This is a genomic window from Pseudomonas sp. 1L-C-7-B-C1, from assembly GCF_057291635.1.
In genome coordinates this window covers 317990-342703 of record NZ_JBXAWH010000004.1, presented here as the reverse complement: position 1 = coordinate 342703, position 24714 = coordinate 317990, and the positions used below count along the sequence as shown (strand labels likewise).

Annotated in this window: 17 protein-coding genes; 11 read left to right on the top strand and 6 right to left on the bottom strand. The window is 62.8% G+C overall.

Features of this window, described 5'->3' with window-relative positions; all coding sequences use genetic code 11:
- Positions 1-3: 3 nt before the first annotated feature.
- Complete coding sequence (cra, locus tag AC0Z8Z_RS09050) at positions 4-999, bottom strand: catabolite repressor/activator (RefSeq protein WP_485618857.1); 996 nt, start codon at positions 997-999, stop codon at positions 4-6.
- Between the two features lie 382 nt (positions 1000-1381).
- Here cra and ptsP point away from each other — a divergent pair, with 382 nt between their 5' ends.
- The 5 genes from ptsP to AC0Z8Z_RS09025 all read left to right on the top strand — a co-directional run bounded on the left by ptsP (position 1382) and on the right by AC0Z8Z_RS09025 (position 10017).
- Positions 1382-4243 carry a phosphoenolpyruvate--protein phosphotransferase gene (gene ptsP / locus AC0Z8Z_RS09045; protein ID WP_485618856.1) on the top strand — a complete coding sequence of 954 codons (2862 nt, stop codon included), beginning with the start codon at positions 1382-1384 and terminating at the stop codon, positions 4241-4243.
- A complete protein-coding gene (gene pfkB, locus AC0Z8Z_RS09040; RefSeq protein WP_485618855.1) occupies positions 4243-5181 on the top strand; it encodes a 1-phosphofructokinase in 939 nt (312 codons plus the stop codon). Before ptsP ends, pfkB begins: the two co-directional genes overlap by 1 nt.
- 16 nt (positions 5182-5197) lie before the next feature.
- Complete coding sequence (locus tag AC0Z8Z_RS09035; RefSeq protein ID WP_485618854.1) at positions 5198-6928, top strand: PTS fructose-like transporter subunit IIB; 1731 nt, start codon at positions 5198-5200, stop codon at positions 6926-6928.
- A 483-nt stretch (positions 6929-7411) separates the two neighbouring features.
- Positions 7412-8974 (top strand): alkaline phosphatase D family protein, encoded by a 1563-nt coding sequence (locus tag AC0Z8Z_RS09030; protein WP_485618853.1) that lies wholly within the window; start codon positions 7412-7414, stop codon positions 8972-8974.
- Between the two features lie 101 nt (positions 8975-9075).
- On the top strand, positions 9076-10017 hold the full coding sequence (locus AC0Z8Z_RS09025; protein WP_122534970.1) for an AEC family transporter: 942 nt from the start codon (positions 9076-9078) through the stop codon (positions 10015-10017).
- Positions 10018-10210: 193 nt separating this feature from the next.
- On the opposite strand, the gene AC0Z8Z_RS09020 is transcribed toward AC0Z8Z_RS09025, so the two are convergent.
- From AC0Z8Z_RS09020 to gatC, 5 genes are all read right to left on the bottom strand, one after another.
- Positions 10211-11233: a calcium/sodium antiporter gene (locus AC0Z8Z_RS09020; protein WP_420793051.1), complete on the bottom strand. Its 1023-nt coding sequence runs from the start codon at positions 11231-11233 to the stop codon at positions 10211-10213.
- Positions 11234-11308: 75 nt separating this feature from the next.
- Complete coding sequence (locus tag AC0Z8Z_RS09015) at positions 11309-11683, bottom strand: septal ring lytic transglycosylase RlpA family protein (RefSeq protein WP_205484704.1); 375 nt, start codon at positions 11681-11683, stop codon at positions 11309-11311.
- A gap of 179 nt (positions 11684-11862) precedes the next feature.
- Positions 11863-13308, bottom strand: a complete 1446-nt coding sequence (gene gatB, locus AC0Z8Z_RS09010) for an Asp-tRNA(Asn)/Glu-tRNA(Gln) amidotransferase subunit GatB (RefSeq protein ID WP_122623281.1) — start codon at positions 13306-13308, stop codon at positions 11863-11865.
- 11 nt (positions 13309-13319) lie between these two features.
- The gene (gene gatA, locus AC0Z8Z_RS09005) at positions 13320-14771 is read right to left on the bottom strand and encodes an Asp-tRNA(Asn)/Glu-tRNA(Gln) amidotransferase subunit GatA (RefSeq protein ID WP_485618852.1); all 1452 of its coding nucleotides are present in this window, start codon (positions 14769-14771) and stop codon (positions 13320-13322) included.
- A 15-nt stretch (positions 14772-14786) separates the two neighbouring features.
- Positions 14787-15074, bottom strand: coding sequence for an Asp-tRNA(Asn)/Glu-tRNA(Gln) amidotransferase subunit GatC (gene gatC / locus AC0Z8Z_RS09000; RefSeq protein ID WP_485618851.1), 288 nt, complete (start codon positions 15072-15074; stop codon positions 14787-14789).
- A 207-nt stretch (positions 15075-15281) separates the two neighbouring features.
- Here gatC and mreB point away from each other — a divergent pair, with 207 nt between their 5' ends.
- The 6 genes from mreB to AC0Z8Z_RS08970 all read left to right on the top strand — a co-directional run bounded on the left by mreB (position 15282) and on the right by AC0Z8Z_RS08970 (position 24525).
- Positions 15282-16319, top strand: coding sequence for a rod shape-determining protein MreB (gene mreB / locus AC0Z8Z_RS08995; protein ID WP_020292894.1), 1038 nt, complete (start codon positions 15282-15284; stop codon positions 16317-16319).
- A gap of 222 nt (positions 16320-16541) precedes the next feature.
- Complete coding sequence (mreC, locus tag AC0Z8Z_RS08990; protein ID WP_485618904.1) at positions 16542-17690, top strand: rod shape-determining protein MreC; 1149 nt, start codon at positions 16542-16544, stop codon at positions 17688-17690.
- Positions 17690-18181 carry a rod shape-determining protein MreD gene (gene mreD, locus AC0Z8Z_RS08985; protein ID WP_485618850.1) on the top strand — a complete coding sequence of 164 codons (492 nt, stop codon included), beginning with the start codon at positions 17690-17692 and terminating at the stop codon, positions 18179-18181. Before mreC ends, mreD begins: the two co-directional genes overlap by 1 nt.
- Positions 18182-18453: 272 nt before the next feature.
- Positions 18454-19065 carry a Maf family protein gene (locus AC0Z8Z_RS08980; protein ID WP_122623284.1) on the top strand — a complete coding sequence of 204 codons (612 nt, stop codon included), beginning with the start codon at positions 18454-18456 and terminating at the stop codon, positions 19063-19065.
- The gene (gene rng / locus AC0Z8Z_RS08975) at positions 19062-20519 is read left to right on the top strand and encodes a ribonuclease G (RefSeq protein WP_037012596.1); all 1458 of its coding nucleotides are present in this window, start codon (positions 19062-19064) and stop codon (positions 20517-20519) included. Before AC0Z8Z_RS08980 ends, rng begins: the two co-directional genes overlap by 4 nt.
- Positions 20520-20709: 190 nt before the next feature.
- Entirely contained in the window at positions 20710-24525 is a 3816-nt protein-coding gene (locus AC0Z8Z_RS08970; protein ID WP_485618849.1) for a YhdP family protein, read from the top strand.
- The last annotated feature ends 189 nt before the right edge of the window (positions 24526-24714 follow it).

Genomic DNA, 24714 nt, shown 5'->3' with positions numbered 1-24714 from the left:
TGCTTACGCCTCGTGAATCCGTTGTTTGAATGTCCGCACGATGGCATGCACGCCTGGCTCGTACTGATCCTGCTCGATGGCCGACAACGCCAGGGCCAGGGCTTTTTCAGCGATCAGATGGTGCTGCTGAGCCATGGCATTGACCGGCAACGGCAGGAAATCCAGCAATTGCGTGTCACCGAATGTGCCCAGATGAAGCTGGTCCGGGTTCAGGCGGCGCTGGTGCAGCACATCGAACACCCCTTGCAGCAGGACATAGGACGTCGTAATCAGCGCGTCGGGGAAATACCCCAGGCGATCAAACATCTCGCTGGCGAGTTGCTGGCCGCAGTCACGGCTGAACGCGTCGCCGTGTTCGATGATCACCGAGCCTTCGAAACCCTCCAGCGCATCTTCGAAGCCACTGGCCCGCGCCTGACTGACGCTCAGCTCCGGCCGCGCGCCGATCAGGGCGATGTGCCGCGGCTTGATCTCCAGCAGGCTGCGGGTCAGTTGCTGGCTGGCGTCGTGGTCATCGCTGACCACCGAGCAGAAGTGCGCCGGGTCCATCTCCCGGTCGATGGCGATGACCGGTGTCCCTTGCTGTTGCAGCGCGCGGTAGCTGTCATCGCTGGCCGGCAGGCAACTGGCGACGAACAGCGCATCGCAGCGTCGCGCGCGAAACAGCTGCAACAACTGCAACTCGCTGATGGGATCGTCGTCTGAACTGGCGATCAGCAATTGGTAACCACGCGCGCGGGCACCCTGTTCAAGTTGCTTGGCGATGCGCGCGTAACTGGGGTTCTCCAGATCGGGCAGGATGAAGCCAAGGGTCCGGGTATGCCGGCTGCGCAGCCCGGCCGCCTGCGGGTTGGGCCGGAAGCCGTGGGCGTCGACCACCGCGCGCACGCGCTCGACCGTCGCGCTGCTGATGCGTTGCTGTTCGGCCTTTCCGTTGATCACGTAGCTGGCCGTGGTCACAGAAACACCGGCCAGACGCGCAATATCACTGAGTTTCAAGCCGGGCATCCTTTCGTGATGAGAAGCAGAAGTGAGAGCTGAACTACCGTGGCAGGGATTTTCACCGATTAACAGCCATCATGACAGCAGACCGTTGTCTCGTAGGAAGCGTGTGGGCCGCGAAGGATGTTTCCTACACGATTCGACCGGATGAGCTTCAATCCGCATGGATTATCAAGTAACGTGCGCGGCACGCTAGATTAAACGATTCAGCAGGCCTGTTTATGGCGCCTTCTGCCCTGTTCTTTGCCTAAGGCGGGCCTGAGTCGAAGTATCAATGTGAGTTTACGCATTCATTATTAGCAAACCGTAAGTCATCGGTGTGTACGACCGGTCCTACAACAAGAATCTGGCGCGACCCCGCGCAGCACAGGAGAACGCAATGCTCGAGCTGACCATAGAGCAAATTTCCATGGACCAGTCGGCGGTGGACAAGCCCGCCGCGTTGCAACTGCTGGCTGACTTGCTTGTCGCCGATGGCCTGGTGGCTCCCGGCTACCTTGCAGGCTTGCAGGCGCGTGAGCAACAGGGTTCGACTTTTCTGGGGCAAGGCATCGCCATTCCCCACGGCACGCCGCAGACCCGCGACCAGGTGTTTGCCACCGGCGTGCGCCTGATGCAATTCCCCGAGGGGGTGGACTGGGGCGACGGGCAAATGGTTTATCTGGCCATCGGCATCGCTGCCAAGTCCGACGAGCATTTGCGGTTGCTTCAACTGCTGACCCGTGCCTTGGGTGAAAACGACCTGGGCGAAGCGCTGCGTCAGGCGAAGGATCCCGAGTCTCTGCTCAAACTGCTGCAAGGCGCGCCGCAGGAACTGGCCCTCGATGCTCAGATGATCAGCCTGGGCGTCATGGTCGATGATTTCGAAGAGCTCGTCTGGCGCGGCGCACGTTTGCTGCGCAAAGCCGAGTGCGTGAACAACGGTTTCGCGGCGGTGCTGCAGCAGGTCGAGCCGCTGCCGTTGGGCGAAGGCCTCTGGTGGCTGCACAGCGAGCAGATGGTCAACAAGCCCGGCCTGGCCTTCGTTACGCCGGACAAACCCATGCGTCATTTGGGGCAGTCGCTGACCGGCCTGTTCTGCCTCGCCAGTCTGGGTGAGTCCCACCAGGCGTTGCTCGAACGTCTGTGCGCCTTGCTGATCGAAGGTCGCGGCCACGTACTGGGTGAAGCGACCAGCAGTCGCGCGGTGCTTCAGGCATTGGGCGGCGAGGTGCCGCCCGACTGGCCGAGCGAGCGCGTGACCCTGGCCAATGCCCACGGCCTGCATGCGCGTCCCGCAAAAATCCTCGCGCAACTGGCCAAGGGCTTTGACGGCGACATTCGCGTGCGCATCGTCGACGGCACCGAAAATCCTGTGTCGGCCAAGAGCCTGAGTAAACTGCTGAGCCTCGGCGTGCAGCGCGGTCAGTCCCTTGAGTTCATTGCCGAGCCGACCATTGCTGCCGACGCCTTGCCCGCTTTGATTGCTGCGGTGCTCGAAGGCCTGGGCGAAGAAATCGAGCCGTTGCCGACCCATACCGAAGTCAAGCCAGCCCCGGCAGTTGTGGAAAAAACCCTCAGCGCCCCCGCCGCAGGCACTCAGATTCAGGCCGTGCCTGCTGCGCCCGGCATCGCCGTCGGCCCTGCCCACGTGCATGTTCTGCCGGTGATTGATTACCCGGCAAAGGGCGAATCGCAGAGCGTCGAACACGAACGTCTGCACAGCGCGCTGGCGCAGGTGCGCGTCGACATCGAGCAATTGATTCAACGCAGCACGGCGAAGGCCATTCGCGAGATTTTCGTCACGCACCAGGAAATGCTCGCCGACCCCGAGCTGGTCGACGAAGTGGCCCAGCGTCTGAAACAAGGCGAAAGCGCCGCTGCCGCGTGGATGAACGTGATCGAGGCCGCCGCGCGTCAGCAGGAACAGCTGAAAGACGCGCTGCTGGCCGAGCGCGCCGCTGACTTGCGGGATGTCGGCCGCCGGGTGCTGGCGCAAATCTGCGGCGTCGAAGACCTGGTTGAGCCGGAAGAACCGTACATTCTGGTGATGGATGAAGTCGGTCCGTCCGACGTCGCGCGTTTGGACCCTGCCCGTGTCGCCGGCATTCTCACCGCCCGCGGCGGCGCCACGGCCCACAGCGCCATCGTCGCCCGGGCGCTGGGCATCCCGGCCCTTGTAGGCGCGGGCGATGCGGTGTTGCTGATCAAATCCGGCACCCAATTGTTGATTGACGGCCAGCGCGGGCGTCTCGACGTTGCGCCCGACGAAGCGACCCTGCAGCGCGCCTTGCAAGACCGTGACACCCGGGAGCAACGCCTCAAGGCTGCCGCTGCACTGCGCATGGAGCCAGCGATCACCCAGGACGGCCACGCCGTTGAGGTCTTCGCCAACATTGGTGATAGCGCCGGCACGCCGGCAGCAGTGGAGCAGGGCGCCGAAGGGATTGGCCTGCTGCGCACCGAATTGCTGTTCATGGCCCACAGTTCCGCGCCCGATGAAGCGACACAGGAAGCGGAATACCGACGCGTGCTCAACGACCTCGACGGTCGCCCGCTGGTGGTTCGCACCCTCGACGTCGGCGGCGACAAGCCGCTGCCGTACTGGCCCATCGATAAAGAAGAAAACCCGTTTCTCGGCGTGCGCGGCATTCGCCTGACCTTGCAACGCCCGGACATCATGGAAAGCCAGCTGCGCGCGTTGCTGCGTGCGGCGGACAATCGCCCGTTGCGCATCATGTTTCCGATGGTGGGCACCGTTGAAGAATGGCGCCAGGCCCGGGACATGACCGAGCGTCTGCGTCTGGAGATCCCGGTTGCCGACCTGCAACTGGGGATCATGATCGAAGTGCCGTCGGCGGCATTGCTGGCGCCGGTGCTGGCCAAGGAAGTGGATTTCTTCAGCGTCGGCACCAACGACCTGACCCAGTACACGATGGCGATCGATCGCGGTCATCCGATGTTGTCCGCCCAGGCCGACGGTCTGCACCCGGCGGTGTTGCAACTGATCGACATCACCGTGCGCGCCGCTCACGCCAACGGCAAATGGGTAGGCGTTTGCGGCGAGCTGGCCGCCGACCCGCTGGCCGTCCCGGTGCTGGTCGGTCTGGGTGTGGATGAATTAAGCGTCTCGGCGCGGAGCATCGGCGAAGTCAAAGCCTGCGTCCGTGAATTGAATCTGATCGAAGCCCGAAAACTTGCGCAGGCGGCCCTGGCCGTTGGCAGCGCGGCGGACGTGCGTGCCCTCGTGGAGGGGCTGTAATGGCGAAAATTCTGACATTGACCATGAACCCGGCGCTGGACCTGACCGTGCAGTTGGGCCCCTTACAGATCGGCCAGGTCAACCGCAGCGATGCCATGCTCAGCCACGCGGCGGGCAAGGGCATCAACGTCGCCCAGGTGTTGGCTGATCTGGGGCACGAGCTGACCGTCGCGGGCTTCCTCGGCGTCGACAACCAGCAGCCGTTCGAAACCCTGTTCGCCAAGCGCGGCTTCGTCGATGAGTTCGTGCGGGTGCCGGGCGAGACGCGCAGCAACATCAAACTGGCGGAAAGCAGCGGGCGTATCACCGACCTCAACGGCCCGGGCCCGGAAGTCAGCCTTCAGGCGCAACAGGCGCTGGCCGCTCGGGTTGAACAGATCGCGGCGGGTTTTGATGCGGTGGTCGTGGCCGGCAGTCTGCCCCGCGGCGTCAGCGCGCAGTGGCTGAAAACGCTGTTGCTGCGCCTCAACGCCATGGGTTTGAAAGTGGCGCTGGACACTAGCGGCGAAGCGTTGCGCGCCGGCCTGGAAGCGTCGCCGTGGATGATCAAGCCCAATACCGAAGAACTGGCCGACGCCCTTGATGCGCCGATCATTTCCATCGCTGCGCAAGCCGAGGCGGCGGCCGATCTGCGCCAGCGTGGCATTGAGCACGTGGTGATTTCCCAGGGCTCGGAGGGCGTTCACTGGTTCAGTTCCAACGTGGCGTTGCAGGCACTGCCGCCCAAAGTCACCGTCGCCAGCACCGTCGGCGCGGGGGATTCGCTGTTGGCCGGGATGGTCCACGGCTTGCTGTCTGGGCACAAACCCGAGCAAACCTTGCGAACTGCCACGGCCATTGCGGCCATGGCCGTGACTCAGATCGGCTTCGGCATCAATGATCCGGCGCAATTGAAACGTCTGGAAAGCGGCGTCAACGTCCGCGTCCTGACGGCATAACAAGAGAGGAAGTGTGATGAAGTTAGCCATCGTTACGGCCTGTCCGAACGGCAAAATCAGCAGCGTCCTCAGTGCCCGTCTGCTGGATGCGGCGGCCCAGCGCCAGGGTTGGAGTACCAGCGTCGAGATCCATGATCCGCGTCATCCGGAGAAGCAACTGTCGCCGGGCGACATCGAAGCGGCCGACTGGGTGCTGGTGGTCAACACCGGCGCGCTGGACCTGGCGCGCTTCGCCGGCAAGCGCCTGTATCAGGCCACGCCCGCGCAAGCGTTGCAGGACGCCGACGGCTTTCTGCGTTCAGCGGCGGCCCTGGCGACCGAGCACACCGCGACTTCTGCTGCGCCGACTGCTTCCAGCGCGCAACCGCGTCTGGTGGCAGTGACGGCGTGCCCGACCGGCGTTGCCCACACCTTTATGGCGGCCGAGGCGATTCAGCAGGCAGCCAAAAAGCTCGGCTATGAACTGCAGGTGGAAACCCAGGGCTCGGTCGGTGCGCGTAATCCGCTCAGCGCCCAGGCCATTGCCGACGCCGATGTGGTGCTGCTGGCGTGTGATATCGAAGTCGCCACCGAGCGTTTCGCCGGCAAGCGCATCTTTCGCTGCGGCACCGGTATTGCGCTCAAGCAAGCTGAAGCGACGCTGAAGAAAGCGCTGGCGGAGGCGGAGGTTGAATCCACGGCTTCGGCATCCAAGGCCTCCTCCAAAAAGGAGAAGACCGGCGTCTACAAACACCTGCTCACCGGCGTGTCGTTCATGCTGCCGATGGTGGTAGCGGGCGGTTTGCTGATCGCGCTGTCGTTCGTGTTCGGCATTCACGCGGCGGAAGAACCGGGCACGCTGGCGGCAGCCTTGAAACAGATCGGCGCGGGCGCGGCGTTTCAGTTGATGGTGCCGTTGCTGGCCGGTTATATCGCGTATTCCATTGCCGACCGTCCGGGCCTTGCGCCGGGGATGATCGGTGGCCTGCTGGCGAGCACCTTGGGCGCGGGCTTCATTGGCGGCATCATCGCGGGATTCCTGGCGGGCTACAGCGCCTGGGCGGTCAATCGCTACGCGAAGTTGCCGGCAAGTGTCGAAGCGCTGAAGCCGATTCTGATCATTCCGCTGCTGGCGAGCCTGTTCACCGGCCTGGTGATGATCTACGTGGTGGGCAAGCCGGTGGCCGGCATGCTCGAAGGGCTGACCCACTTCCTCGACACCATGGGCACGGCCAACGCGGTGCTGCTCGGCGTGCTGCTGGGCGCGATGATGTGCGTGGATCTGGGTGGGCCGATCAATAAAGCGTCCTATGCGTTTTCGGTGGGCTTGCTGGCCTCGAGCAGCGGCGCGCCGATGGCGGCAACCATGGCGGCTGGCATGGTGCCGCCGATCGGCATGGGCATCGCGGCATTGATCGCCCGTCGCAAGTTTGCCCAGAGCGAGCGTGAGGCGGGCAAAGCGGCGTTCGTGCTGGGGCTGTGCTTCATCTCCGAAGGCGCGATTCCGTTTGCGGCGAAAGACCCGCTGCGGGTGATTCCGGCGAGCATCGTCGGTGGCGCGCTGACCGGTGCCCTGTCGATGTTCTTCGGCTGCAAACTCATGGCGCCCCACGGTGGGTTGTTCGTGCTGCTGATCCCGAACGCGATTAACCATGCGCTGCTGTATCTGCTGGCGATCGTGGCGGGCAGCGTCGTTACCGGCGTGCTGTACGCGCTGCTGAAACGACCTGAACCCGCCGAGCTGGATGCGGTGCCCGCCGGCGCGTAACCGCTGGCGCTTCCCTGGCTATAACCGGTTCCACGGGATGCACGCGATGCTTTTAGTGGGACCGGCTTCAGCCGGGAAGAGGCCGGTTGGCGCGCCATCACATTTGCGGTGTTAACGCCGACGCCTTCCCGGCTAAAGCCAGTCCTACAAGTGCGCGGTCTGGCTTCGGGAGATGTGTCGGATGTTCGGGCCTCTTCGCGAGCAAGCTCACTCCTACAGAAGGCTGAGTGCGCCCCGGATTTCCGCGGCCGAACACGATCAATTGTAGGAGTGAGCTTGCTCGCGAAAGCGATATCCCAAGCGCTGAATGTGTGTCGGATGTTCGGGCCTCTTCGCGAGCAAGCTCACTCCCACAGGGATCGGGCTTGGCACTGGATCTTGTGCCAGACACAGACAACCCTCGGCCTGTTCACTGCCCTGTCATCTCCCGCAAACAATCCGCTGCTAGCGTCCTCCTTTCGGATTCCCTTGAGGAGGATAAACATGTCCCGGTTCGACCTGACTCGCCGCCGTATCATCCAGGCCGCTGGCGCCGGATTGTTGTTGCCGGGGCTTGCGCCGGCGGTCATTGCCTCGGTGAAGGATCGACCGAAGATGACCGACGGCGTGCAGTCCGGCGATGTGCTCGGCGACCGCGCCATGGTCTGGAGCCGCAGCGACCGGCCGGCGCGCATGGTGGTCGAATGGGACACCCGCAGCATGTTCCGCAACCCCCGTCGCACGGTCTCGCTGCTCGCCGACCAGCGCACTGACTTCACCGCCCGCGTCGAACTGACCGGTCTCCCAGCGGATCAAGCCATCTTCTACCGCGTGTTTTTCGAAGACGCGCAAACCGGCGTCGCCAGCGAACCCTGGTTCGGTCATCTGCGCAGCGTGCCGGTCAATCGCCGCAACATCCGCTTTGTCTGGAGCGGTGACACCGTCGGCCAGGGCTTCGGCATCAACCCCGAGATCGGCGGCATGCGCATCTATGAGGCCATGCGCCTGCGCTTGCCGGACTTCTTCATCCACAGCGGCGATACCATCTACGCCGACGGCCCGGTGCCCGCCGAAGTGGTCACCGAAGGCGGGCGCGTCTGGCGCAACATCACCACCGAAGAGAAGAGCAAGGTCGCCGAAACCCTCGACGAATACCGCGGCGCCTACCGCTACAACCTGATGGACGAGAACCTGCGGCGCTTCAATGCCGAGGTCCCGCAGATCTGGCAGTGGGACGACCACGAAGTGACCAACAACTGGTCACCGAGCAAACAGCTCGACGATCGCTACAAGGTCAAAGACATTCAGCTGTTGGCAGCCCGCGGGCGTCAGGCGTTCCTCGAATACTCCCCTATGCGCCTACAGAGCGCCGACAACGGCGGGCGTGTCTACCGCAAGATCGCTTACGGCCCGATGCTGGACGTGTTCGTGCTCGACATGCGCAACTACCGCGACGGCAACGACGCCAATCTCGCCGATAAGCCCGGGCCGACCACCGCCTTCCTGGGCCGCGAGCAACTGGACTGGCTCAAGCGCGAACTTCAGGCTTCTGGCGCTCAGTGGAAAGTCATTGCCGCCGACATGCCTATCGGCCTCGGCGTGCCCGACGGCGAGATCAGCCCCGGCGTGATGCGCTGGGAGGCGATCGCCAACGGTGAGAATGGCGCGCCAAAGGGCCGCGAACTGGAGGTCGCCGAGCTGCTGGGTTTCCTGCGCCAGCAGAAGGTGCGCGACACCGTCTGGCTGACGGCCGATGTGCATTACTGCGCGGCACACCACTACCTCCCGGATCAAGCGGTGTTCCAGGATTTCGACCCGTTCTGGGAGTTTGTCGCGGGGCCACTCAATGCGGGCAGTTTCGGACCCAATACCCTGGACAAGACGTTCGGGCCTGAACTGGTGTTCCAGAAGGCGCCGCCGGCGCAGAACACCTCGCCGTTTGCCGGGTTTCAGTTTTTTGGTGAGGTGAACATCGATGGCCAGAGCGGGGAGATGACCGTGACGCTGCGGGATCTGGACGGGGTTTCAGTGTTTGAGAAGACGCTGCAACCCACGCCCATCGCCTGACGCAGCCTTGGGTTGTACGACCACTGCGTAATTGCCGGTAACACTTCCCGCGCCGCTGGCCTATCATTAGCCACCTAACGACGGCTCAGGGTTTGGCGTGCATGCTGGCAATCTTTCTGGAAACCCTGAACATCACCGCGCCGGTCTTTGCGATGTTGTTTCTCGGCGTATTGCTCAAGCGCGTGGGCTGGATCAACGACAGCTTCATTCACACCGCTTCCTCGTTGGTGTTCAACTGCACCATGCCGGCGCTGCTGTTTCTGGGGATCATTCACGCTGACCTCCACGCGGCGTTTCAGCCAGGTGTGTTGATCTACTTCATCGTCGCCACGCTGGCGGGTTTTGCGTTGTCGTGGGGCTGGGCCATCTACCGCGTGCCGTTCGCCGAACGAGGCACGTACACCCAAGGCGCGTTTCGCGGTAACAACGGTGTGATCGGCCTTGCCCTGGCCGCGAGCATGTACGGCGACTACGGCATTTCCCTGGGGGCGATCCTCGCCGCGCTGGTCATTCTTTTCTACAACACCCTGTCCACCGTTGTGCTGGCGGTCTACAGCCCGGTCATCAAGTCCGACCCGTGGAGCATTACCAAGAGCGTCATGGCCAATCCGCTGATCATCAGCATTGTCATTGCGGCGCCGTTCGCCTACTTCCAGATACCGCTCCCCAAATGGCTCGACACGTCCGGCAGCTATCTGGCGCAGATGACCCTGCCGCTGGCGCTGATGTGCATCGGCGGCACGCTGTCATTGAAGTCGTTGCGAGAGAGCGGCACGTTGGCGATCAGTGCGAGCCTGATGAAGATGGTCTGGCTGCCGCTGATCTGCACGCTGGGCGCGTGGTTGCTGGGCTTCCGTCATGCGGAACTGGGGATTCTGTTTCTGTATTTCGGCGCTCCGACGGCGTCGGCCAGTTTCGTCATGGTCCGCGCGGCCAATGGCAATCACGAGTTGGCTGCGTCGATCATCGTCATGACCACCCTGGCAGCGGCGGTCACCACCAATATCGGGATTTTCATCCTGCAGTGGGGCGGGTGGATTTAGGTATCCCGGCGCTGAAAGGTGGGAGATAGCTGTCGCCCGTACGCCGAGCTTTCGCGCAGCAATCACTGTCCGTGTGGGAGTGAACTTGCTCACGAAGACGTCACTTCAGCCGCTGAAGATTTGGCGGATGTCCCTGCGCATTCGCGAGCAAGCTCGCTCCCACCATTCGCGCGCCCCTACGATTTGTCAGGGCTTAGTGCTGACGCCGCCACGCTCGCACCGTACCCACGACGATGCACAGGGCGATTACCGGCAGCGCGTAGTGAATCATCAGGCGCTCCAGTCGCTCGGCCAGTGGCATGCCCGTGGTAAACGCCACGATGTGCAGCCCATACACCGCGTACAGCCCGAGCAGCAGCAGCCCCTCCAGCCGGGTGATCCGGTACCCCGAATAGAACAGCGGCACGCACAGCGCCGCGACACCCAGCATCACCGGCAAATCGAAATCCAGTGCATTGGGCGAGATCGATAACGGCGCGGTGGAAATCAGCGCCGTGATGCCGAGCACACCCAGCAGGTTGAACAGATTACTGCCGATGATGTTGCCCACCGCGATATCGCGCTCGCCGCGCAATGCTGCGATGAGCGAGGTCATCAGCGCGGGCAGCGAGGTCGCAACGGCGATCACGGTCAGGCCGATCACCCGCTCCGACAGGCCCAGATCCAGAGCCACCGAGACCGCCGCGCCGACCAGCAGATGACTGCCAAAGGTCAGCAGGGCCAGGCCGCAGGCCATCAGCGCCAGTCGACCCAGCAGCGGCCCGACGCGACGACGCGGCTCAAGGTCCGTCCTCGCCACATGCCGCGCGCCGTGGGCGAACTGGCGCACCACGACGAACAGATACGCCGCCATGGCCAGCAACAGCACGACGCCATCCAGCGCGCTCAACTCGCCATTCCACGCCAGCGCCGCAACCAGGGCGGTGGCAGCGATCATCAATGGCAAATCGACGCGCACCAGTTGCCGGGCCACGCGCAGGGGGATGATCAGGGCAGACAGCCCCAGCGTGACCAGCACGTTGAAGATATTGCTGCCGATGACGCTGCCCACCGCAATGTCGGTGCTGTCAGTGAACGCCGCTTGCAGCCCGACCGCCAGTTGCGGGGCGCTGCTGCCCAGCGCAACGACGGTCAGGCCGAGAAACAGAGGGCGGGTTTTGAGCAGGGCGGCCAGGGCCACGGCAGCGCGCACCGACAGTTGCGCGCCGAGGATCATCAACAGCAGGCCGCACGCCAGCTCGATGAGCGTAGGCAGGGGAAGATTCGTTAGGGCGAGAATTCAGGGCACCAGTCAGTCGTCGAGGGCTTGTACCCGCACGTGGGCGGTTCCGCTGCGCAGCATACCCAATTGCGCGGCGGCTGCACGTGACACATCGATCAGCCGCCCCCGGGTGTGCGGGCCGCGGTCGTTGATACGGACAATGACCTTGCGGTCGTTGTCCAGGTTGGTGACTTGCACGCGCGTGCCGAACGGCAGTTGCCGGTGCGCGGCGGTCAGGGAATTGGCGTCGAAGCGTTCACCGCTCGCGGTGCGCTGGCCGTGGTGTTGCGAGCCGTAGTACGAGGCGCCGCCGGTGGCGTTGTAACCGTGCGGGTCGATGATGCCGTCACTGGCGCAGCCGGCCAGCAGAGAGAGCAGGGCGCAAGCGCCGAGGATTCGCTGCATGGGGCAGGGTCCCTACAGAATGTGATGATCGTTCCCGTGCAGAACGTGGACTGGATCAATAAGGTAGGTGCGAGGATATGTGGGAGCGAGCTTGCTCGCGAAGACGGCGTGTCAGTCGCTAAAAACATAGCGACTGTACTAACGTGTTCGCGAGCCGCTCGCTCTCACCGGTTCTGCACTCAGCCTTCGAGCTTGCGCTTCAGCAGTTCGTTGACCTGAGCCGGGTTGGCCTTGCCTTTCGATGCTTTCATCGCTTGCCCGACGAAGAAGCCGAACATCTTGCCGCGTTTGGCTTCGTCGGACGCGCGATATTGCTCGACCTGCTCGGCGTTGGCGGCGAGGACATCGTCCAGCATCGACTCGATGGCGCCGCTGTCGGTGACTTGCTTCAGGCCGCGCTGCTCGATGATCTCGTCGGCGCTGCCTTCACCATTGGCCATGCCCTCAAACACCATCTTGGCGATCTTGCCGGAAATGGTGTTGTCCTTGATCCGCAGCAGCATGCCGCCCAACTGTTCGGCGCTGACCGGCGACTCATCGATCTCGACGCCTTGCTTGTTCAGCAACGAACCCAACTCGACCATCACCCAGTTGGCCGCGAGCTTCGCGTCCCCGGAAATGCTGACCACCTTCTCGAAGAAGTCCGCCTGCTCGCGGCTGGAGGCCAGGACACTGGCGTCGTACAGCGACAGGCCGAACTGCGACTGGAAGCGTTCGCGTTTCTGCGGCGGCAGTTCCGGCAGCGTGGCGCGGGTATGCTCCAGGAACGCGTCTTCGATGATCACCGGCAACAGGTCAGGATCGGGGAAGTAACGGTAGTCGTTGGCTTCCTCTTTGCTGCGCATGGCGCGGGTTTCGTTGGTGTTCGGGTCGTACAGGCGGGTCTGCTGAATGACCTTGCCGCCGTCTTCGATCAGATCGATCTGGCGCTGGATCTCGCTGTTGATCGCCTTCTCGATGAAGCGGAACGAGTTGACGTTCTTGATCTCGCAGCGGGTCCCGTACTCAACCTGGCCTTTCGGGCGAATCGACACGTTGCAATCGCAACGCAGCGAGCCTTCGGCCATGTTGCCGTCGCAGATGCCGAGGTAGCGAACCAGCGCGTGCATGGCCTTGACGTAGGCGACCGCTTCTTTGGCCGAACGCATGTCCGGCTCGGAAACGATTTCCAGCAACGGCGTACCGGCGCGGTTCAGATCAATGCCGGTCATGCCGCTGTAGTCTTCGTGCAGGCTCTTGCCGGCGTCTTCTTCAAGGTGGGCGCGGGTCACGCCGATGCGCTTGATGGTGCCGTCTTCCAGGGTGATGTCCAGATGGCCTTTGCCAACGATCGGCAATTCCATCTGACTGATCTGATAACCCTTCGGCAGGTCCGGGTAGAAGTAATTCTTGCGGGCGAACACGTTGTGCTGACCGATCTCGGCATCGATGGCCAGGCCGAACTTGACCGCCATCTGCACGGCTTCCTGGTTCAGCACCGGCAACGTGCCCGGCATGCCCAGGTCGACGAGGCTGGCCTGAGTGTTGGGCTCGGAGCCGAACGTGGTGGCGCTACCGGAGAAAATCTTTGATTGGGTGGTGAGCTGGGTGTGAATCTCCAGCCCGATGACGACTTCCCATTGCATGTGTTTTCTCCTTAGAAGCCAGCCGGCGAGCGGGTGTGCCAGTCGGTTACTTGCTGATATTGATGGGCAACGTTCAGCAAGCGGCCTTCCTGGAAATACGGCGCCAGCAATTGCACGCCCACCGGCAGGCCGTCGGCGAAACCGGCAGGCATCGACAGGCCCGGCAGGCCCGCGAGGTTGGCGGTGATGGTGTAGAAGTCTTCCAGGTACTCGGCGATCGGATCGGCGTTCTTGGCGCCGATTTTCCAGGCCGGGTTCGGCGTGGTCGGGCCGAGGATCACGTCGACTTCGGCAAACGCGTTCATGAAGTCGTTCTTGATCAGGCGGCGGATCTTCTGCGCCTGCAAGTAGTAAGCGTCGTAGTAACCGGCCGACAGCGCGTAGGCGCCAACCATGATCCGGCGCTGCACTTCAGGGCCGAAGCCTTCGCCGCGGGAACGCTTGTACAGATCGGTGAGGTCTTTAGGGTCTTCGCAGCGATAGCCGAAGCGTACGCCGTCGAAACGCGACAGGTTCGAGGAGGCCTCGGCCGGCGCGATCACGTAGTAGGCCGGGATTGCGTGTTGCAGGTTCGGCAGGCTGATTTCCTTGACCACGGCGCCGAGCTTTTTCAACTCTTCGACGCTGGCCATGATCAGATCGGCGATGCGCGGGTCCAGACCTGCGCTGAAGTATTCCTTCGGCACGCCAATACGCAGGCCTTGCAGCGAGGCATTCAGACCGGCGCTGTAATCCGGCACGGGCTCGTCGATGCTGGTGGAGTCATTAACGTCGAAACCGGCCATACCTTGCAGCAACAGCGCGCAGTCTTCAGCGGTGCGTGCCATCGGGCCGGCCTGATCGAGGCTGGAAGCGTAGGCGATCATGCCCCAGCGCGACACGCGACCATAAGTCGGCTTCAGGCCGGTCAGGTTGGTCAGTGCAGCAGGCTGGCGAATGGAACCGCCGGTGTCGGTGCCGGTGGCGCCGGGCAGCAGACGCGCCGCCACCGCCGCCGCTGAACCGCCGGACGAGCCGCCCGGGACGTGCTCCAGGTTCCACGGGTTTTTTACCGCGCCGTAATGGCTGGATTCGTTGGCCGACCCCATGGCGAATTCGTCCATGTTGGTCTTGCCCAGGGTCACAGTGCCAGCGGCGGCGAGCCTGGCAACCACGGTGGCGTCATAGGGCGCCTTGAAGTTGTCGAGCATCTTCGACGCGCAGCTGGTGCGAATGCCCTTGGTGCAGAAGAGGTCCTTGTGCGCCAGGGGAGCGCCCAGCAGCGCGCCGGTTTCGCCTGCCGCACGACGGGCGTCGGCGGCCTGAGCCTGGGTAATCGCCAGGTCTTCGGTGACGGTAATGAAGCTATTGAGTTGCGGATCCAGCTGGGCGATGCGCGCCAGCAGATTGCGGGTCAATTCTTCGGAAGAAAACTTTTTATCGGCGAGTCCGCGAGCGATCTCTGCCAGAGTCATTTGATGCATTGCAGGCACATTCCCTTAGTCGAGGACTTTCGGAACCAGATAAAGGCCGTCTTGGACCGCTGGTGCGATGGCTTGATAGGCGTCGCGATGATTGACCTCGGTAACGGCGTCTTCACGCAGGCGTTGCGAGGCTTCAAGGGGATGCGCGAGGGGCTCGATGCCGGTGGTATCGACCGCCTGCATCTGGTCAATCAGCCCGAGAATGCTGTTCAGTGCTTCAGTAGTACGCGGGATATCGGCGTCATTAAGGCCCAGTCGGGCCAGATGAGCGATTTTTTCCACGTCGGAGCGATCAAGCGCCATGGGGTTCTCCAGTGGAATGCGGACGGGGTGAGCCGTACGTCAGATTGCGGAACACTACGCCCTTTAAACGGTCATAAGGCCGCGATCTTCCAGGGTAGTGCTCGGAAAAACCGCCAATTTAACATATTGGCTCCTTGCCCAAAATCCCTGTCGTTGTTAGAGTTTGCCGCACTTTTTTACCCACGCGTTGCCTAGGGTCCTTTCCCCATGTTCAAGAAACTGCGTGGCATGTTTTCCAGCGATCTTTCCATCGACCTGGGCACTGCCAACACCCTTATTTACGTGCGTGAGCGCGGCATTGTGCTGAATGAGCCATCAGTTGTGGCCATTCGGACCCACGGAAATCAGAAGAGCGTTGTTGCGGTCGGGATGGAAGCCAAGCGGATGCTGGGCCGTACCCCGGGCAACATCGCCGCCATTCGCCCGATGAAAGACGGCGTCATCGCCGATTTCAGCGTCTGCGAAAAAATGCTTCAGTACTTCATCAACAAGGTTCACGAGAACAGCTTCCTGCAGCCAAGCCCTCGTGTGCTGATCTGCGTTCCCTGCAAATCGACCCAGGTCGAGCGTCGCGCCATCCGCGAATCCGCTCTGGGTGCCGGTGCACGTGAAGTATTCCTGATCGAAGAGCCAATGGCTGCGGCCATCGGTGCCGGCCTGCCGGTTGAAGAGGCCCGCGGTTCGATGGTCGTCGACATCGGTGGCGGTACCACTGAAATCGCGTTGATCTCCCTGAACGGTGTGGTCTATGCCGAGTCCGTCCGCGTGGGCGGCGACCGTTTCGATGAAGCGATCATCACCTACGTGCGCCGCAACTACGGCAGTCTGATCGGCGAATCCACCGCCGAGCGCATCAAGCAGGAAATCGGCACGGCCTATCCGGGCGGCGAAGTGCGTGAAGTCGATGTGCGCGGTCGCAATCTGGCCGAAGGCGTGCCACGTGCCTTCACCCTGAACTCCAATGAAGTGCTGGAAGCGTTGCAGGAATCCCTCGCAACCATCGTTCAGGCCGTGAAGAGCGCGCTGGAGCAGTCTCCGCCAGAGTTGGCCTCGGACATCGCCGAGCGCGGTCTGGTGCTGACCGGTGGTGGCGCGTTGCTGCGTGATCTCGACAAGCTGCTGGCCCAGGAAACCGGTCTGCCGGTGATCGTGGCTGAAGACCCGCTGACCTGCGTCGCTCGCGGCGGTGGTCGTGCGCTGGAAATGATGGACAAGCACACCATGGACCTGCTCTCCAGCGAATAAGTCGCCGGATCGCAGCATGTTGCGCTTAACGGGCAGCACCTCACCGTGCTGCCTGTTCGTGTCTGACCTGTTGACGTCGCGCAGCGATGTTGCAAGTCTGACGCCCTGCATTTCCATCAACCCGCATCAGGCCGGTTTCATGTCGCATGAATAAGCACAGTCACACTCACGCATCTCTGGAAGGAGCGGCCCATTAAACCGCTTTTCTCCAAGGGCCCGTCCCTGGGCGTCCGTCTACTGGTGCTGGTCGTGCTGTCTGTGGCCATCATGGTCGTGGACGCGCGTTTCACCCTGCTCAAGCCTGTCCGCAGCCAGATGTCGCTGGTGCTGATGCAGTCTTACTGGATTGCCGATCTGCCCGAGCGCCTGTATCAGGGCGTCGCCAGCCAGTTTGGCAGCCGCACCGAACTCGCCGCCGAAAACGAAAAACTCAAGACCGAGAACCTGCTGCTCCAAGGCCGCCTGCAAAAGCTGGCCGCCCTGACCGAGCAGAACGTGCGCCTGCGCGAGCTGCTGAATTCGTCGGCACTGGTCAACGAGAAAGTCGAAGTCGCCGAGCTGATCGGCATGGACCCGAACCCGTTCACCCACCGGATCATCATCAACAAGGGTGAGCGCGACGGCGTGGTCCTCGGTCAACCGGTGCTCGATGCACGCGGCCTGATGGGGCAGGTGGTCGAATTGATGCCGTACACGTCTCGCGTGCTGCTGCTGACCGACACCACCCACAGCATTCCGGTGCAGGTGAACCGTAACGGCCTGCGCGCGATTGCCAGCGGCACCGGCAACCCGGAACGTCTTGAGCTGCGCCATGTGGCGGACACCGCCGACATCAAGGAAGGCGACCTGCTGGTGAGCTCCGGTCTGGGTCAGCGGTTCCCGGCGGGCTATCCGGTGGCGACGGTCAAGGAAGTGATTCACGATTCCGGCCAGCCCTTCGCCATCGTGCGAGCGGTGCCGACCGCTGCGCTGAATCGCAGCCGCTATCTGCTGTTGGTGTTCTCGGACGGCCGTTCTCCAGAAGAACGCGCTGCCGACGCCGCGCAGCAGCAGGAATCCCTTGATCGTCAGACGGCTGACCCGTCAGCGGTGCCATCGGCCACTGTGCCCGGTGCTGCCCCAGCCGCCACGCCGAACAAACCGGTCGTTCCGGCCACCGTGCCGAAGCCTGCCGGGCACAGTGCTTCATCGACGCCCGCCAACGCCAACGCCAATGGCGCAGCGGCTCCGGCGACCACCGCGCCGGCGGCAACCACACCTGCCAAGCCCGCGACCAGCAAGCCGCCCGCCAAACCTGCGGCGAAACCCGCCGCCACCCGACCGGCGACCCCTGCTGCGACCCCGGCCGCCCCACGCGAGAGGGAAGAATAATGGCGCGTCACGCTCCCGCACGAAACGGCTGGGTGGTCTGGTTGACCTTCGCCATCGGCCTGCTGCTCAGCGTCTCGCCGCTGCCGCAGTTCATGGAAATATTTCGACCACTGTGGTTAGCGCTGCTGCTGGCCTTCTGGGCGTTGGCGCTGCCGCACAAGATCGGCATGGTCACGGCGTGGATGCTCGGGCTGGCCGAGGATGTCCTGTACGGCACGTTGCTGGGGCAGAACGCGTTGATCCTTACGCTGATTACCTTTCTGGTGCTCTTGTTGCAGCAACGTTTGCGCATGTTCCCCATGTGGCAGCAGTGCCTGGTGATCCTGGTGATTTTCGGCCTCGCCCAACTGGTGCAGCTGTGGCTCAGCGCCCTGACCGGCAACCGTCAGCCGACCCTGGCGCTGGTCTTGCCGGCGTTGGTCAGCGCATTGCTCTGGCCATGGGTCAGCTACGGCCTGCGCGGACTGCGCCTGCGGTTGAAGATCAACTGAGTAATTGGGAACGGCATCTGTCAGTTTTTGTAGGACCGGCTTCAGCCGGGAAGGGGCCGGTATGGGCGCCATCAGTTCTGCGGTGTGACACCTGACGCTTTCCCGGCTAAAGCCGGTCCTACAAGTACGCGTCGCATCAGTGAGACCGGGTCTGAGTGCGCGATCTGTTTTTAGTGGGACCGGCTTCAGCCGGGAAGAGGCCGGTGTGACCACCATCACGTTAGCGGCATGCACCAAGGCTACGCTTGTGATCAACGACACGGAGACGTCCCATGCCCCAACTTCTTCTTGCCTCCGGCTCCCCGCGCCGTCGTGAGTTGCTGACCCAGATTGGCGTACCGTTCACGACACTGAGCGCCGATATCGACGAAACCCCCCTGGCTGACGAAACCCCAGCCGCTTACGTCCTGCGACTGGCTCGTGGCAAGGCGGACGCCGGGCTGCTGCAGCTCGCCAACGATCCTGCGTACCCGACCGCCTGCGTCCTCGGTGCCGACACCGCCGTGGTCCTCGATGGCCGCATCCTCGGCAAACCGGCGGACGAAGCCGAGGCGCTGGCGATGCTCGCCGCACTTTCGAACCGGGAACACGAAGTCCTGACCGCCGTCGCCGTGGTCCACGAAGAGCGCTGCGAAACGCGAACTGTCACCAGCCGTGTCCGTTTCCGTGAGATCCCGGAAGATGAGGCCCGCCGCTACTGGGCCAGCGGCGAGCCGTGCGACAAGGCCGGCGGCTATGGCATTCAAGGGCTTGGCGCGGTGTTCGTGGAAAACCTCAGTGGCAGTTATTCCGCCGTGGTTGGCCTGCCCTTGTGCGAAACCGCAGAAATCCTCCAGCGTTTCGGCATACCCTGTTGGCAACGCCCGGAAGGTGACAAGTCATGAGTGAAGAGATTCTGATCAACATCACGCCGATGGAATCGCGCGTGGCCGTCGTTGAGAACGGGGTGTTGCAAGAGGTGCACGTCGAACGCACTCAACGTCGCGGGATCGTGGGCAATATCTACAAGGGCAAGGTCGTGCGCGTGCTGCCTGGCATGCAGGCGGCGTTCATCGACATCGGCCTGGACCGCGCGGCGTTCATTCATGCATCGGAAATCTCCATGCGCGAAGGCCCGGCCGTGGAGACCATTAGCTCGCTGGTCCACGACGGACAGAGTCTTGTCGTGCAGGTCACCAAAGACCCGATCGGCAGCAAGGGCGCGCGGTTGACGACTCAACTGTCGATCCCGTCCCGCTATCTCGTCTACATGCCGCGCACGGCCCATGTCGGCATTTCTCTGAAAATCGAAGACGAAGCCGAGCGCGAACGCCTGAAACAAGTGGTCAGCGATTGCGTCGCCAAGGAAGGGATCAAGGAGAAGGGCGGTTTCATCCTGCGCACTGCTGCCGAAGGGGCGGGCGCCGACGAGATCATGATGGACATCCGCTACCTGCGCAGGCTGTGGGACCAGATTGGCGAGCAGATCAAAACCATCAGTCCGGCCAGCGTGATCTACGAAGACCTGGGTCTGGCGCTGCGCACGTTGCGCGATCTGGTCAGCCCGCGCACCGAAAAGATTCGCATCGATTCACGGGAAACCTTCCAGAAGACCACCCAGTTCGTCGCCGAGCTGATGCCGGAAATCGCCGACCGCCTTGAGCATTACCCCGGCGAACGGCCGATCTTCGACCTGTATGGCGTCGAGGACGAAATTCAGCGGGCGCTGGACCGCAAGGTGCCCCTCAAGTCCGGCGGCTACCTGGTGATCGATCCTGCCGAAGCCATGACCACCATCGACGTCAACACCGGCGCGTTTGTTGGCCATCGCAACCTCGAAGAGACCATTTTCAAGACCAATCTTGAAGCAGCGACGGCCATTGCCCGGCAGCTGCGGCTGCGCAACATCGGCGGCATCATCATCATCGATTTCATCGACATGGAAGACGCCGAGCACCAGCGTCAGGTGCTGCGAACCCTCGAAAAACAACTCGAGCGCGATCACGCCAAAACCAACATCATCGGCATCACCGAACTGGGTCTGGTGCAGATGACCCGCAAGCGCACCCGGGAAAGTCTGGAGCAAGTGCTCTGCGAGCCATGCAGCAGTTGTCAGGGCCGTGGCAAGCTGAAGACACCGGAGACCATCTGCTACGAGATATTCCGTGAGATTCTGCGCGAAGCCCGCGCTTATCAAGCAGTGGGTTATCGCGTGCTGGCCAATCAGAAAGTGGTCGACCGGCTGCTCGACGAAGAATCCGGCAACGTGGCCGAGCTGGAGGTGTTCATCGGCAGGACCATTCGTTTCCAGGTCGAGACCATGTACTCCCAGGAACAATATGACGTCGTGCTGCTCTGAGAGTGCGTGATGCGCCGCGCTGCCGAGTGGCGGTGCCGTTGAAGACAGAAAACAGTGCCCTTGAGGCAGACGGAACGGATGCCGTCCAAAGAGAACACCGCGTGGCGATTGAGCACAACCTGGACGTACCCGCACCTGCACGATTGGGCCGGATTCCACTTGCAGGCAGTTTTTGCGGAGGCGCTGCGACATGGAGCGTCTGACCCGCTTTCTGGCTGTGCTGACCCGTTGGGGGCTGAGCCTGTGCGCCCTCGTCGTGGTGCTGGTTGCGCTGTACGTGAGCGTCGGACGGCAGCTGGTGCCGATGGTGGCCGAATACCGCGCCGACGTCGAAGCCAAGGCGCAGGCCGCGCTGGGCATGCCTGTAAGCATTGGCCGCCTGGAAGGCAGCTGGAGCGCCTTCGCCCCTGTCTTCGTTGCGCGTGACGTGATGATCGGTGAAGGCGGCAACGCCGTTCGGCTCGATCATGTGCGAGCCATGCCGGACCTGCTCGCCAGCGTGAGGACCCGTGAAGTTCGCCTCGAACGGCTTGAGCTGGACGGCCTGCAGATCGGCCTGAAAGAAGACCAGAACGGCCACTGGGCACTGCAAGGGCTTCCGGTGCAGCCCGATCAGATTGTCGATCCCGAGAAAATCCTCAACCAGATGCAGATGGTTTCGCAGCTGTCGCTGTTCGACAGCCAGATCACCTTGCAGCCGTATGACCACTCGCCTCTGACGCTGACCTACGTGAGCCTGACGCTGAAGACCGGCAGTCTGCATCAGCGCCTCGACGCCCGCCTGAACCTGCCTGACGGCCAGCCGTTGTCGCTGAATGTCCGCTCCACCGTGCGCGCCCACGAATGGCGCGACGGCAAGGCCGAGGCCTACTTGAGCTTGCCGCAAAGCGACTGGTCGAAGTGGCTGCCGAAGAGCCTGACCCGCGACTGGAAGATTCAGAAGCTCAAGGCCGGCGGTGAGTTGTGGCTGAACTGGGGTAAAGGCAATCTTCAGAGCGCGGTTGCGCGCCTGAATGCGCCGCAGTTCAAAGGCGCGTACGCCGACCGCAAACCTGCAAGCATCGATAATCTTGCCCTCAATGCCTGGTTTCAGCGCGACGAAAAAGGCTTTAGCGCCACGCTCGACCCGCTGGCGATGGACCTGAACAGCAAGCGTTGGGAAAGCCACGTTCATCTGCAGCAGACCGCCGCGACGGCCGACGCCGAAGAACTGTGGCACGTTCAGGCTGACCGGCTTGATCTGACGCCGATCACGCCGCTGCTCGACTCACTGGCGCCGTTGCCCGACAAGGTCATGGTGGCGGTCGACCGCCTGAAAGTCACCGGCGGGCTGCGCAACGTGCTGGTCGATTACCGACCGCAGGCCGAGCCGCCCAAGCGAGTGAGCTTCGCCGCCAATCTGGACAAGGTCGGCTTCAACGCCTACCACGGTGCGCCGGCGGCGGGGAACGTCAGCGGTGCCATCAGCGGTGATCTCGGCCAGGGCGAACTGCGCCTCGACACCGACGATTTTATGCTGCACCTGGACCCGATCTTCCGTAACGAATGGAAGTACCTGCATGCCAATGCGAAGCTGACCTGGTCGCTGGACGATCAGGGCTTCACGCTGATTGCGCCGTACATCAAGGTCGAGGGGGAGGAGGGCAGTATTGCCAGTGATTTCCTGATCCGCCTGCACTTCGATCACAGCCAGGAAGACTACATGGACCTGCGCGTCGGGCTGGTCGACGGCGACGGTCGCTACACCTCCAAGTATTTGCCCGCCGTGCTCAGCCCGGCCCTCGATCAGTGGCTGCGCACCGCGATTCTGGGGGGCAACGTCGATCAGGGTTTCTTCCAGTACCAAGGCTCGATCAACAAGGACGCGCCTGATGTGGCCCGGGTCATCAGCCTGTTCTTCAAGGTGCGCAACGCGAGCCTGGCCTTCCAGCCGGGATGGCCGCAGCTGAACAATGTCGACGGGGACGTCTTTGTCGAAAACAGCGGCGTGCGCATTCGTGCCAACAAAGGTCAATTGCTGAACACTCAAGTCAGCAACGTCGATGTGGACATTCCCCACGTGCCGGCGGGCCAGTCCAGCCATCTGTTGGTGGATACAGATCTGAAAGGCAGCCTCCAGGACGGTATGAAGATTCTTCAGGAAGCGCCGATCGGCACCGCCCAGACCTTTGCGGGCTGGCAGGCGGAAGGGCCGTTGCAGGGGCATCTCAATCTGGATATTCCGCTGGTCAAGGGGCAGGACCCCAAGGTCGTGATGGATTTCAGTACCGACAGCGCGCGGCTCAAGCTCGCCGATCCGGTGCTGGAGCTGACGCAACTGCGCGGCGACTTCCGATTCGATTACACCAAAGGCTTGAGCGGCAAGAACATCAAGGCCGTCGCGTTCGACAAGCCGGTGAACGCCGAGATTTTTGCCGAAGGCAAGCCGGGGGCGCCGGTGACGCGCATCACCGCCAGTAGCCAGATCGCCAGCAAACGCCTGACCGATTGGCTGGGCGTCACGCAGCCGCTGCCGATCTCGGGAGATCTGCCCTATCAGCTGCAGTTGACGTTAAGCGGCAACGCCAGTCAGCTGCAGATCAACTCCAACCTGAAAGGGCTGGCGGTCGATCTGCCAGCGCCGTTCGGCAAAACCTTTGATGAGACGCGCGACACTGATTTCCGTATGAACCTGCAAGGTCCGGAGCGGCGCATTGACGTCGGCTACGGCAACATCGCTAACCTCGCGTTCGCATCACCGCCGGGCGCGTTTGGTGACGGGCGTGGCGAGCTGTTCCTCGGTGAAGGCGGGGCGATCGTGCCGGACAGCAAGGGCCTGCGCGTTCGCGGCTCGTTGCCGGAACTGGACATCGCGCCCTGGCAAGCCATGGCTGAGCGCTACGCTGGCAATGACCCGGGCGGCAGCGCCAAGCAATTACTCAACAGCGTCGATTTGCAGATCGGCAAGCTGACCGCGATGGGCACGACCCTGGAGCAGGTGGGGGTTCAGCTTCAACGCAGCAGCGCCGCATGGGCCCTGTCGCTGGACAGCTCGAAGGTGAAAGGCACGGCAACGTTGCCGGACAGCAAGACTGCGCCCATCGACATCAGCCTGCTGTATGTGCGCTTGCCGGCGCCGGACCCGACCGCGGCGGTCGTTGAAAACGCGCCGGACCCGTTGGCGGACGTGGACCCGCGCAAGATCCCTGCGCTGAACATCAAGATCACCCAGCTGTTTCAGGGCGATCAATTGATGGGCGCGTGGTCGCTCAAGGTCCGCCCGACGCCGAACGGCATCCAGATGGCCGACATGAATCTGGGCCTCAAGGGCATCGCGCTGCTGGGCAACGGCGGCTGGGAAGGTACGCCGGGGACGACCAGCAGTTGGTTCAAGGGCCAGGTGAGCGGCAAGAATCTCGCTGACGTGCTGAAAGCCTGGGGTTTCGCGCCCACCGTTACCAGTCAGGAATTCGAGCTGAACGCTGACGGTCGCTGGCCGGGCTCGCCCGCGTGGGTAGGCTTGAAGCGTTACTCCGGCAGCCTGGATGCGACGCTGAAGAATGGCCAGTTCGTTGAGGTCGAGGGCGGCGCGCAGGCGTTGCGGGTGTTCGGCCTGCTGAACTTCAATTCGATTGGCCGGCGTCTGCGCCTGGACTTCTCCGACCTGCTGGGCAAGGGCCTGAGCTACGACAAGGTGAAGGGGCTGTTGGTGGCGAGCGATGGTGTCTACGTCACTCGCGATCCGATCACCATGACCGGCCCGTCCACCAATCTGGAGCTCGACGGCACGCTGGACATGGTCCGCGACCGCGTCGACGCCAAGCTGTTGGTCACGCTGCCGGTGACCAACAACCTGCCGATTGCCGCGTTGATCGTCGGCGCGCCAGCAATCGGCGGCGCGTTGTTTCTCGTCGACAAGCTGCTCGGGGATCGCGTATCGCGCTTCGCCAGCGTGCAGTACAAGGTTGAAGGGCCATGGAAAGAACCCAAGATCACCTTCGACAAACCGTTCGAGAAGCGGCAGTGAAGGATGACGCCAGGCAACTGAATCTGTGGCGTGATGCCTGACGCGTTCCCGGCTAAAGCCAGTCCTACAGGTGCGCGCGGTGCGTAGGACCGGCTTTAGCCGGGAAGAGGCCGGTGTTGGCGCCCTCAATTTTGTGGTGTGACACCCGACGCTTTCCCGGCTAAAGCCGGTCCCACAAGGTGGGCGCCG

Coding starts and splice junctions, on each gene's coding strand:
- AC0Z8Z_RS09035 (WP_485618854.1), top strand. CDS start 5,198: ATGAAGTTAGCCATCGTTACGGCCTGTCCGAACGGCAAAATCAGCAGC.
- gatC (WP_485618851.1), bottom strand. CDS start 15,074: ATGGCGCTTGATCGCTCCGACGTGGAAAAAATCGCTCATCTGGCCCGA.
- pfkB (WP_485618855.1), top strand. CDS start 4,243: ATGGCGAAAATTCTGACATTGACCATGAACCCGGCGCTGGACCTGACC.
- mreD (WP_485618850.1), top strand. CDS start 17,690: ATGGCGCGTCACGCTCCCGCACGAAACGGCTGGGTGGTCTGGTTGACC.
- mreB (WP_020292894.1), top strand. CDS start 15,282: ATGTTCAAGAAACTGCGTGGCATGTTTTCCAGCGATCTTTCCATCGAC.
- AC0Z8Z_RS08980 (WP_122623284.1), top strand. CDS start 18,454: ATGCCCCAACTTCTTCTTGCCTCCGGCTCCCCGCGCCGTCGTGAGTTG.
- AC0Z8Z_RS08970 (WP_485618849.1), top strand. CDS start 20,710: ATGGAGCGTCTGACCCGCTTTCTGGCTGTGCTGACCCGTTGGGGGCTG.
- AC0Z8Z_RS09020 (WP_420793051.1), bottom strand. CDS start 11,233: ATGATCCTCGGCGCGCAACTGTCGGTGCGCGCTGCCGTGGCCCTGGCC.
- ptsP (WP_485618856.1), top strand. CDS start 1,382: ATGCTCGAGCTGACCATAGAGCAAATTTCCATGGACCAGTCGGCGGTG.
- rng (WP_037012596.1), top strand. CDS start 19,062: ATGAGTGAAGAGATTCTGATCAACATCACGCCGATGGAATCGCGCGTG.
- gatA (WP_485618852.1), bottom strand. CDS start 14,771: ATGCATCAAATGACTCTGGCAGAGATCGCTCGCGGACTCGCCGATAAA.
- AC0Z8Z_RS09025 (WP_122534970.1), top strand. CDS start 9,076: ATGCTGGCAATCTTTCTGGAAACCCTGAACATCACCGCGCCGGTCTTT.
- gatB (WP_122623281.1), bottom strand. CDS start 13,308: ATGCAATGGGAAGTCGTCATCGGGCTGGAGATTCACACCCAGCTCACC.
- AC0Z8Z_RS09015 (WP_205484704.1), bottom strand. CDS start 11,683: ATGCAGCGAATCCTCGGCGCTTGCGCCCTGCTCTCTCTGCTGGCCGGC.
- AC0Z8Z_RS09030 (WP_485618853.1), top strand. CDS start 7,412: ATGTCCCGGTTCGACCTGACTCGCCGCCGTATCATCCAGGCCGCTGGC.